At 70.2% G+C, this 10418-nt stretch carries 10 protein-coding genes; 7 read left to right on the forward strand and 3 right to left on the reverse strand.

Translation table 11 applies throughout. From position 1 onward, the window contains the following. Nucleotides 1-249: 249 nt before the first annotated feature. Complete coding sequence (locus VGW35_00635; protein HEV8306143.1) at nt 250-1806, reverse strand: NAD(P)/FAD-dependent oxidoreductase; 1557 nt, start codon at nt 1804-1806, stop codon at nt 250-252. A 400-nt stretch (nt 1807-2206) separates the two neighbouring features. Here VGW35_00635 and VGW35_00640 point away from each other — a divergent pair, with 400 nt between their 5' ends. The 6 genes from VGW35_00640 to VGW35_00665 all read left to right on the forward strand — a co-directional run bounded on the left by VGW35_00640 (nt 2207) and on the right by VGW35_00665 (nt 8100). Continuing rightward, the gene (locus VGW35_00640) at nt 2207-3181 is read left to right on the forward strand and encodes an ABC transporter substrate-binding protein (GenBank protein ID HEV8306144.1); all 975 of its coding nucleotides are present in this window, start codon (nt 2207-2209) and stop codon (nt 3179-3181) included. A 214-nt stretch (nt 3182-3395) separates the two neighbouring features. Continuing rightward, complete coding sequence (locus tag VGW35_00645) at nt 3396-4931, forward strand: ABC transporter substrate-binding protein (GenBank protein ID HEV8306145.1); 1536 nt, start codon at nt 3396-3398, stop codon at nt 4929-4931. A gap of 15 nt (nt 4932-4946) precedes the next feature. Then, nucleotides 4947-5891 carry an ABC transporter permease gene (locus VGW35_00650; GenBank protein ID HEV8306146.1) on the forward strand — a complete coding sequence of 315 codons (945 nt, stop codon included), beginning with the start codon at nt 4947-4949 and terminating at the stop codon, nt 5889-5891. Then, a complete protein-coding gene (locus VGW35_00655) occupies nt 5888-6817 on the forward strand; it encodes an ABC transporter permease (protein ID HEV8306147.1) in 930 nt (309 codons plus the stop codon). The genes VGW35_00650 and VGW35_00655 overlap by 4 nt, the downstream gene beginning before the upstream one ends. Nucleotides 6818-6893: 76 nt before the next feature. Further along, nucleotides 6894-7355, forward strand: a complete 462-nt coding sequence (locus tag VGW35_00660) for a carboxypeptidase-like regulatory domain-containing protein (GenBank protein ID HEV8306148.1) — start codon at nt 6894-6896, stop codon at nt 7353-7355. A 385-nt stretch (nt 7356-7740) separates the two neighbouring features. Then, complete coding sequence (locus tag VGW35_00665; protein HEV8306149.1) at nt 7741-8100, forward strand: RNA-binding protein; 360 nt, start codon at nt 7741-7743, stop codon at nt 8098-8100. Nucleotides 8101-8169: 69 nt separating this feature from the next. Here the strand turns inward: VGW35_00665 and VGW35_00670 are convergent, their stop codons facing one another. Then, entirely contained in the window at nt 8170-8952 is a 783-nt protein-coding gene (locus VGW35_00670; GenBank protein ID HEV8306150.1) for a DUF2182 domain-containing protein, read from the reverse strand. A 9-nt stretch (nt 8953-8961) separates the two neighbouring features. Beyond that, the gene (locus VGW35_00675; GenBank protein ID HEV8306151.1) at nt 8962-9567 is read right to left on the reverse strand and encodes a DUF1326 domain-containing protein; all 606 of its coding nucleotides are present in this window, start codon (nt 9565-9567) and stop codon (nt 8962-8964) included. A gap of 345 nt (nt 9568-9912) precedes the next feature. Between VGW35_00675 and VGW35_00680 the strand changes: the two genes are divergently transcribed. Next, on the forward strand, nt 9913-10418 hold a 506-nt coding region (locus VGW35_00680; GenBank protein ID HEV8306152.1), incomplete at its 3' end, for a cytidylate kinase-like family protein.

The following is a 10418-nucleotide window of genomic DNA, read 5'->3' on the forward strand; positions in this document are numbered from 1 at the left end:
CGGCAGTGGCCCGCGGACGGCGGACACCACGATAGGCGCTCGGCGGAGCGCGGGTCAAGCCCCGGCATCCCGCCCCGACGTTCCGCTGGCCGAGTCCCCTCAGGCCCTCATGCCGAGGGTGTGGGCTCTCGCGCTCGCACATGACCACCTCGCCACCTGATGTTCCGCTCCGAGCGGCGGCTTTGCCGCCGCACCGACTCTTGGGGGAGGCCTCGGAGGGGTGTTCCGACACCCCCTCCGAAACTCCGCTCAGGCGCCGGCGGCGAGATCCTCGAGGATCGCGTGGGCGGCGTTGTGCCCGGGGGCTCCGGTCACCTCGCCCCCCGGGTGGGTGCCGGCGCCGCAGAGGTAGAGGCCGGGCAGCGGGGTGCGGTAGCGCGCCCAGCCCGGCAGCGGCCGGCGCGCGAACATCTGGGCGGGCACGATGTCGAGGTGGCGGATGTTGCCGTCGGTGAGGCCGACGCGCGCCTCGAGGTCGGCCGGGGTGAAGAGGACCCAGTCGACCAGGGCCCGGCGGAAGTTGGGCGCGTAGGCCGTGAGGAGGTCGACGAGCTGCTCGCCGACCGCCTGCCGGCGCGTCTCCCATGACCCCTCGCGGAGCCGGACCGGCGCCCACAGCGCCCAGACCGAGACCACGTGGTGGCCCGGGGGAGCCAGCGTCGGGTCGTAGACCGACGGGATCTGCACCTCCATGAGGGGCGTCCGCGAGGGATGGCCCGCCTGGGCGTCCTGCCACGAGCCGAGGAAGGCCTCCACCGAGGGGCAGATCTTCACCTGGGCGAGGTAGCGGGGATCGGGGTCGCGCCCGAGATACGCCGAGAAGTCGGGCAGCTCGCGGAGCGCGGCGTGAAACTTGAGGTAGGCGGCGCGGGTCGAGAGCTGCGCCACCTCGGTCCGGAAGCCGGCCGGCAGCGCATCCTCCGGGACGAGGCGCAGGAACGTGCGCTTGGGGTCGGCGTTGGAGACGGTGAGGGAAGCGCGGAGCACCTCGCCGCCATCCAGGACCACGCCCGCGGCGCGACCCGCCTCGACGTGCACCCGGGCCACCGAGGCGCCGGTCCGGATCTCGACGCCCGCCTCGCGCGCCGCACGGGCCATCGCCTGGGTGATGGCGCCCATGCCGCCCCTGACGATGCCGACGGTGCCCGGCGCCGAGCGAAGGTTCACCTTGATGTAGGCGTAGCACAGGGCGCTCCCCGGGAGCCGCGGGTCGCCGATGTCCTGGGCATTGAGCGTGTGGGCGCGCAGCACGTCGGATTCGAAATGCTCGTGGACGAGGTCCCACATGGGGCGGGTGAGGAGCGTCTGCCAGAGCGCTTCGTCCTCGGTGCCGCGGACGCGGTCCGCGATCTCGGCCTCGGTCGGCGCCGGTGCGAGGAAGTAGGGATGGAGGAGGCGGGCCGCGCGCTCCCAGAAGTCCATCCACCGGAGGTAGGCGGCGGCGTCACGCCGCGAGTGGCGCTCGATCCCCGCGGCCGTCCGGGCGTGATCGTCCCACACGACGAGGCTCCGGCCGTCAGGAAAGGGATGGAAGCGGGCGGGGTCGAGGCCGAAGACCTCGAAGCCGTGACGGGTGAGCTCGAGGTCGACGATGACCTTCTCCTGGAGGAGGTGGCAGATGTAGGAGCAGGACGAGAGGCGGTAGCCGGGGAAGAGCTCTTCGGTGATACAGGCGCCCCCGACCAGCTCCCGGCGCTCGAGCACGAGGACCTCGAGCCCGCCGCGGGCCAGGTAGGTGGCGGCGACCAGGCCGTTGTGGCCCGCGCCGATCACGATGGCATCGTACCGTCCCGGCATCGCCGGCATGGTCGCGCGGTACCCGGGGCGCTGTCAACCCGGGGCCGCTCCGCCCGGGCTTGACTTGCGGGCGCGACGGGTGATACCCCGGGCACACGGCGCGCGCTCACGCGCCGGCCGTCAACGTCCCGTCAATGGGCGCAAGATCGCGAATCGAAAGGACCGGAGGTACAGAGGACTGAGGGAACGTCGAGACAGGCCGCGTCGCCCGCAGCGTCTGGCGGTATACGCAGACCTGCGCATCCTGTGGCCGAATTCGAGTTAGGCGTAGCGTTAGGGGGCGAATGCCGCGACGGTAATGGACAGAGAACCGAAACTCGCGTACCTCGCCAGCGCGTTCCCGGCGGTGACGAGCTATGCTGAGCCGTCTCGATTTCGACGGAGGGCTGGTATGACGGATCCCCGACTCGTGCTCACGGCCATCCTGGTCATCGCCCTCCTCGCCGCGCCGCTCGCCGCAGAGGCGCAGCCGACACCGAAGCCCGCGCGGGTCGCGCTCGTGTGTGGGGCGCGCTGCGAAGGCGGAGGCTACGACGCGCTTCGGCAGGGGCTCCGCGAGCTGGGGCGGGTCGAGGGCCGCAACCTCGTCCTCGACGTGCGAGGCGCCGAGGGGCGACCGGATCGTCTGCCCGCCCTCGTGGCCGAACTGGTCGCGGGCAAGCCCGACATCATCGTCGCCGTCTCACCACAGCCGGCCCGCGCGGCGAAGGACGCGGCCGGGGCTATTCCCGTCGTCTTCGTGGCGGTGGCCGATCCGATCGCAATTGGGCTCGTCCCGAGCCTTGCCCGGCCAGGGGGAAACGTGACAGGTCTGAGCACCGTGGTTCCGGGGGGCTTCATGGGCAAGATGCTCCAGTTGCTGAAGGAAGCGGTGCCGCCGGCCTCCCGCATCGCGGTGCTCTGGAGCTCGAAGAACCCTCTCCATGTTGACTTAATCCCGAAGGAGCTGACACCGTCGGCCGAGCCCCTCGGCGTGCGGCTCCAGATGCTGGATGTCACCGAGCCCGCTGGCATCGCGCCCGCGGTCGAGGCCGCCGTGCGCGGGCGCGCGCAAGCGCTGCTCGTCCTGGGTGATCCGGTGTTCCACCGGCCCTTCGGACGGGTGCCCGAGCTGGCTTTGCGAGCCAAGCTGCCTTCCCTGTATCTCGACCGCGACGTGGTGACGGTGGGAGGAGGGCTGCTGTCCTATGGCCCCGACTGGGGCGTGATGTTCCGCCGCGCCGCCACCTACGTGGACAAGATCCTGAAAGGCGCCATGCCCGGCGACCTGCCCGTCGAGCAGCCCACCAAGTTCGACTTCGTGATCAATCTGAAGACCGCGAGAGCCCTGGGCCTGATGATCCCCCCCTCGGTGCTCGCGCGGGCCGACGAGATCATCGAGTAGTGAGCATGCTGACGAACCGGAGGGCCGCGAGCGCTACGAGCATCAATCGGACGAGGAGGCCCTTGCGGAAGATGAGGCGGCTTATGAGTCGACGACCCACACAGTGATGGAGGTGCCGGTGGACAGCCTGCAGCCGCGCCTGAAGGGCAGGCTCTTTAGGTCCCGGCAGGGGCCCTGAGGAGTGCTCCCACCCGAGCCAACCCGAGGAGGTCGTATGATTCGCTTTCTGCTCATTCTGTTCGTGTTCGCGGTGGCGCACCCGCTGGCCGCTCAGGAGCAGCCTCGCGTGGGGGGCGTCCTCAAGGCCGCCATGATCGGGGAGCCGCCTTCCCTCGACCTGCACTGGACCACCGCCGTCATCACCCAGCAGATCGCCTGGCACGTCTACGAGACCCTCTTCACCTACGACCGCGACTTCAATCCCATTCCGATGCTGGCGGAGTCCGCCGACGTCGCCGACGGCGGGCGGCGGGTGACGATCGCGCTCCGCCGGGGCGTCCGGTTCCACAATGGCAAGGAGATGACCTCGGCTGACGTCGTGGCCTCCCTCAAGCGCTGGGGGGCGCGGGCGACGCCGGCCAAGCCGGTCTGGAAGTCCGTGGAGGCCGTGGAGGCGAAGGACCCGTACACGGTCGTCATCCACCTCAAGGAGCCCTCGGGCTCGCTGATCCCGGCCTTGGCGAGACCCAACAACGGGGCGGCGATCTACCCGAAGGAGGTCGTCGAGCGGGCGGGTGCGGATGGCCAGATCGCCGAGTTCGTCGGCACCGGGCCGTTCCGGTTCGTGGAGCACAGGCCCGACCGCCACATCAAGGTGGCCCGCTTCAAGGAGTACGCGGCCCGGGCGGAGGCACCAAACGGCTACGGCGGTCGGCGGACCGCGTACGTGGACGAAATCCTCTTCATCCCGGTGCCCGACGTTCCCGTGCGGATCGCCGGCGTCGAGACCGGCGAGTATCATTACGCAATCTCGCTCAAAGGGGACCTCTACGAGCGGATCAAGGCGCTGCCGGGTGTCGAACCGGTCATCCTGAAGCCGTACGGGTGGGCGACGGCGGTCCTCAACACGAAGCAGGGGGCCATGGCCGACAAGCGGTTCCGCCAGGCCTTCCTCGCGGCGCTCGACATGGAGCCGATCATGGCGGCCGGCTTCGGGCACCCAGCCTTCTACCGGCTCGACCAGTCGGTCCACTACCGGGAGCAGCCGTGGTACTCGACGGTGGGCGGCGACCAGTACAACCAGAAGAATCCCGAGAAGGCCCGCCGCCTGTTGCGGGAAGCCGGCTACGCGGGCCAGCCGATCCGGTGGATCACGACCAAAGAGTACGAGTGGATGTACAAGAACGCCCTCGTCGCCAAGCAGCAGCTCGAGGCGGTGGGCTTCCGGATCGATCTTCAGGTGCTCGACTGGGCGACCCTGGTGCAGCGGCGCAACAAGCCGGAGCTGTACGACGTCTTCTCGACCGGGTTCTCGTTCAACCACGACCCGGCGCTCGCGACCGCGCTCCAGTGCAGCTGGCCGGGGTGGTGGTGCCACCCCGAGAAGGAGAAGCTCTTGGAGGCGATGGCCCGGGAGCATGACACGAAGAAGCGCCGGGAACTCATGGATCGGATCCAGGCGATTTTTTACGACGACGTGCCGCGCATCAAGTTCGGCGACTACTTCCAGCTCGAGGCCAAGCGCAAGGAGCTGCGCGGCTTTCAGCCGACCCCCGAGCTGTTCTTCTGGAACACCTGGCTTGCCCACTGAGAGGCCTGCTCTCGCGTGAAGACGTACATCCTCCGGCGGCTCCTGGCGGTGGTGCCGGTCATGCTGGTGGTGGCGACGGTGGCGTTCGTCCTCGTCCACCTGGCGCCCGGCGACCCGGCCAGCGTGATCGCCGGGCCCTACGCGTCGCCCGAAGACGTCGCCAAGCTGCGGCAGCAGCTCGGGATCGACCGGCCGCTCCACGTCCAGCTGGGGCGTTGGTACTGGCGGCTGCTCCACGGCGACCTGGGGAACTCGATCTTCCTGCGGCGACCCGTGATCGAGGCGATTCTCGACCGGGCCGAGCCGACGCTGCTCCTCACCACGGCCGCGACGCTGCTGGCCGTGCTCGTCGGCGTCCCGGCCGGGATCGTGTCCGCGCGGCGCCACGGCGGCTTCGTGGACCAGAGCCTCATGGTTCTGGCCCTCCTGGGGACCTCGGTGCCGAACTTCCTCCTCGGACTCCTCATGATCCTCGTCTTCGCGGTCTGGCTCGGCTGGTTCCCGGTGGCCGGCTACGTGCCGCTGGAGTCCGGGCTCTGGCGGACCCTCCGCTCCCTGCTCATGCCGGCCGTCGCCCTCGGCCTGGTCCAGTCGGCGCTCATCGCGCGGATCACGCGGTCGGCGATGCTGGACGTCCTGCGCGAGCAGTTCATCCTGGCCGGGCGAGCCAAGGGACTGCCGGAGGAGAGCGTCGTGTACAAGCACGCGCTCAAGAACGCCTTCGTCCCGACGCTGACGGTGATCGGCATCTCCTTCGCCGTGCTCCTGGGCGGTGCCGTCATCATCGAGCAGGTGTTCAACATCCCGGGTCTCGGTCGCCTCATCATCTCGGCGGTGCTGCGCCGTGACTATCCCGTGATCCAGGGCGTCATCCTGGTCATCGCCGGGGTCTACGTGCTGGTGAACCTCGCGGTGGACCTGGCGTACCTGGCCCTCGATCCCCGGATCCGGTACCAGTGAGCTCCGTCGGGGTGCCGTCGAGCGTGGCGGTGGGCGCCCGGCCCGAGCCGGGTCGGGTGGCCGCCTGGGGAGCCTGGACCTGGCTCGCCCTGCTGAGCCGCCGGCGGGTGACCCTGGTCGGCGGGCTGCTGGTCGCGCTGAATTTCCTGGTGGCGGCGCTGGCGCCGGCCCTGGCGCCCTGGGACCCGCTGGCCCTCGACGTCCAGGGCCGACTCCGGGGCCCGGGCGCCGGCCACTGGTTCGGGACGGACGACGTCGGGCGGGACGTGCTGAGCCGCGTCCTCTACGGGGCGCGCATTTCCGTCATGGTGGGCGGGCTCGTGGTCGTGCTGTCGGTGGCCGCCGGTCTCGTGGTGGGCCTGGCGGCCGGCTACTACCGGCGCCTCGACGGGATCCTCATGCGGATGATGGACGGCCTGATGGCCTTTCCGGCCATCATCCTCGCGATCGCCCTGATGGCCTCGCTCGGCCCGAGCCTCCAGAACGTGATCGTGGCCCTCGGCGTCGTCTACGCGCCGCGGATCGCGCGCATCGTGCGCGGCTCGGTGCTGGTGGTGCGTGAGCTTCCATACGTCGAGGCGGCCCAAGCTCTCGGGGCTTCCGACGTCGCCGTCATCGTCCGCCACGTCCTCCCCAACTGCCTGTCGCCGGTCATCGTGCAGGCCACGTTCATCTTCGCGCTGGCGGTGCTCGGGGAGGCGGCGCTCTCCTTCCTCGGCGTGGGCGCGCCACCCTTCGTCCCCTCCTGGGGCAACATCCTGGCCGAGGGCCGGCTCTACATCCAGCAGGCACCCTGGCTCACCGTCTTCCCGGGCGTGGCGATCATGGCGACCATCCTCGGCTTGAATCTCTTCGGGGACGGCCTCCGGGACCTCCTGGACCCCCGGCTCCGGGGGGTGTCAGGAGGAGCGCGCAGCGTATCCTGAGGCCGTCACGCGACTCCCAGATGAGAGCGGCGAACTTGTTGCGCGAGCCGGGGCGCCTGCGTTATAAAAGAGAGCCGTGACGAAGCCCTCGTTGTCCGCGATGCAGTCGGTCATCGGACTCCTGGCCGGGGTCATCTCGATCGTGGGAGGCACCTATTCCCTCGTGAAGTTCTTCGAGCCGAGCCCGAGCTTCGGAGAGGTGGTCGCGGTGGTCCGCGAGGCCAGGACCGACAGGCCCGTGCCGGATGCGACCATCGAGATCTACACGCGGGAGAACGCGCTGGTCACCACCCTGGCGCCGGCGGGCAACGGCCGGGCGCGCCAGCCCCTGAAGGAGGGACCGTACCGGCTCCGCGTGAGCCATCCGCGGTTCGGCGCCGAGGTGCGGCAGATCCAGGTGCTGTCCGGACAGACGGCGGAGGTGCGGATCCAGCTCACGCAGAGGACCGGGGGGTCGTCCCCGCTGGGGAGCGCGACCCGCGCCGTCACCGAAGGGGCGGGCGCCGTGGAGCGGTTCATCCGCGGGTTCAGGCTCTAGTAAATGGGAGGGGGGCCTCGACGGCCCCCTCCCAAACCTCCCCCAGGAGAGGTTGCGGCGGCGAAGCCGCCGCTCGGACGGCTGTTCAGTGCAGAGCAAACTCGGTCCGGGGCGCGCCTTGGTCCGACACACTCCTAGGTCATTTTGGGGGTCTCGGCGCCCCCCCGATGCCCCCCGCTCCCCCGGACCTCTGGGGCCACGCCACCGCGATTCCCTTGCGTTTCCCATGGCCTGAGGTATACTGATATCGGTTCGCCGGTTCTGCGCCACGCCTTTGTGGCCTCCTGACCTGGCCTCGCCTCCGACGGCCTCTTCCGCGTCTCCGGGGCGATTACTCGATGCGGAAGTTCTCCGGCCCCGGACTCGGGGTCGAAGGAGGCATTCGATGCCATCCAAGTTGTATGTCGGCGGTCTGTCGTACTCCACCACCTCCGAGAGCCTGCGCGAGTACTTCACCCAGTGCGGCGCGGTCGAGTCCGCCACGGTGATCACCGACCGGTTCTCGGGGCAGTCCCGCGGCTTCGGCTTCGTGGAGATGTCCACGGAGGCGGAGGCCCAGGCGGCCATCTCCAAGCTGAACGATCAGCCCTTCGAGGGCCGGCGGCTCACGGTGGCTCCCGCGAACTCGCAAGGTCAGCGCTCCGGCGCTGGCGGCGGGTCACGCAGCGGCGGCGGGTACCGCTCGGGCGGTGGTGGCGGCTTCGGGGGGGGTGGCGGCGGTCAGCGTCGCGCTCCCCGCTGGTAGACCGGCCGACCCGGTCTCGTAGCAAGGACGGCGCAGGCGGCCTCGGGCCCCTGCGCCGTTTCGCTTTATTTAAAAGGGCGGCGGCGCGAAAGGGAGGCCGAGCGCGAGGCCGACCCCCCACAGGAGGAGCAGCGCGCCGACGGGGGCGGTGATCCACCGGCCCCAGGCGACGGCCTTTTCCACGAACATCACGGCGGCCAGGGCCAGCATCCAACCGACGTTGACGCCGCCCACGGCGAACATCAGGACCATCAGCGCCCAACAGCACCCCACGCAGAAGAGCCCGTGCCGGAGTCCGAGGGCGAAGGCCGCCCATCGGCGGTCGCCGCCGTGCCAGTGGCTGGCGAGGAACCCCACCGGCGAGCGGCACTGCTGGAGGCAACTATACTTGAGCGGGGTGAACTGGAAGAGACCGGCCAGCAAGAGGGCCGCCGCGGCGCCGAGCGAGCCGGCCGCCCCGCCGGCGCCGGCGGCCGCGACGACCCGGTGGATCAGGGTGTCGCCCAGGAATGCGGCGACCCCGAACAGCCCCCACATCGCGAGGTAGCCGGCGACGAGGAGCCCCAGCGCCCGGCGAGCATGCTCGTGCCGTCGGCTGATGGTCCGGAAGACGGTCACCAGCGGCAGGCTCGACGGGAGCATCATCGCCACCGACATCACGGTCCAGCCGACGACGAAGACGGCGAGGCGAGCGCCGTAGGGGAGGGCCGTCGCGTCGATGGCCACCCGGTGGTCGAGGTAGCCGGCGTAGGGCGAGGCCCCCACCGCGGCCAGCGCGAGCCAGGCCCCCATCACCAGGGCGGCGAAGGCACCGCCGAAGAGAAGGCGCTCCGTCCGCGCGTCCGCCGTCACCGGCGCTCCCTAGGCCGCGAAGCGGAAATTGCCCTGGATCGCGTTCCGCCCGAAGAAGGACCAGGTCATGCCGTGCTGGGGCAGGTTCACGCGATGGTGGGAGGCCTTGGCGACGTATGCCGGCGAGCCCGGAATGGTGCTGAAGATCGTGTCGCGGATGGTGGTGGGGTTCCCGTCCTTGTCGGTGTAGGGCGCCATCTCCGCGTCCACCACGTCGCCGATCTTGAGCGAGCCCTTCCCCTTCTCGAGCCGGTAGTCGATGGGGGCGCTGTAGACCCCCAGCACCTCGCCGATGAGCTGGGCCAGGTCGCCGAGCGGCCCGCCGAGCTTGCCGGCCCACGCGTCGACCAGCGCCTCCTTCTGCGGCGGGGTGGCGCGGTCGTCCACGTAGAGCGCGAGCTTCCAGTTGCCCTTCAGGATGTTGCCCGGGATGTGGGCGACGCCGGCGATGCAGAGGCCGGAGACGTCGACCCCGCGGATCGTCCCGCGGTCGATCCGGTAGCAGATGAAGGCGTCGCAGGTGCGCCCGTCGGGATCCTCGCCGATCCAGCAGGGGCAGGGCGCCGCGCAGGAACAGGCCTCGAGGAGTGAGCCTTCGAGCTGATAGTTCGCCATGACCGGACCTCCTTACCAGGGGGCGGCAGTCGCCCCGTCGGCGATGCGTTGGACATCTTCTGCGAGGAGATCCCCCAGAGCCAGCATGACGAGCAGGGGCACCACGCGGAGCTTCATCGGGGGGAGCCTCCCTTTGCAGCGTTCGTCTGAAGGGCGCGGCGGATGAAGAGAGACTAGGCGACCCCCGAGGAGGTGTCAAGCGGGAGAGTCGGCCCCGCGGACCGCCAGGCCCGGCCCGCTTGTGGGCGGGCGCGTCAGGGAGGGACAATGGGATGACTGGGAGTGCCGCGGGAAGACTGCGGCGTGTCCGGAGAGTGGCCGGGGGAGCCCGGCAGGAGGTGGGCGATGAGTATCGTCGCGATTTCCCAGACCCTCGGCAGCCTGGGCGACGAGATCGGGCGCGAGCTAGCCCGAGGTCTCGGCTACGAGTTCGCGGATCGGGAGATCGTCCTGAAGGCCGCGGAGCGGTTCGGCGAAGGCGAGCGAGAGCTCCAGCACGTCACCGACGAGAAGCCCACGCTGTGGGAGCGCTTCACGGAGACCAAGGACCCCTATCTCACCTACATCGAGGCCATCGTCCGGGAGATGGCTGCCCGCGACAACGTGGTCCTGGTGGGGCGCGGTGCGCCGTTCGTGCTGGCGGCGGTCCGCCATGCCCTCCGGGTGCGGATCACCGCCCCCCAGGGTGTGCGGGCCAAGCGGGTGGAGACCCAGCAGGGCATCACCCCGGAGGCGGCTCCCGGCATCGTGCGGGACAGCGACCGTGACCGGGCCGCCCGGATCAAATTCCTGTACCAGGTGGACTGGGATGATGCCCTTCTCTACGACCTCGTCCTCAACACCGAGCACCT

Source organism: Candidatus Methylomirabilota bacterium (assembly GCA_036005065.1).
In the GTDB taxonomy this organism is placed as follows: domain Bacteria; phylum Methylomirabilota; class Methylomirabilia; order Rokubacteriales; family DASRDR01; genus DASYQW01.

Coding starts and splice junctions, on each gene's coding strand:
- VGW35_00635 (HEV8306143.1), bottom strand. CDS start 1,806: ATGCCGGCGATGCCGGGACGGTACGATGCCATCGTGATCGGCGCGGGC.
- VGW35_00645 (HEV8306145.1), top strand. CDS start 3,396: ATGATTCGCTTTCTGCTCATTCTGTTCGTGTTCGCGGTGGCGCACCCG.
- VGW35_00665 (HEV8306149.1), top strand. CDS start 7,741: ATGCCATCCAAGTTGTATGTCGGCGGTCTGTCGTACTCCACCACCTCC.
- VGW35_00675 (HEV8306151.1), bottom strand. CDS start 9,567: ATGGCGAACTATCAGCTCGAAGGCTCACTCCTCGAGGCCTGTTCCTGC.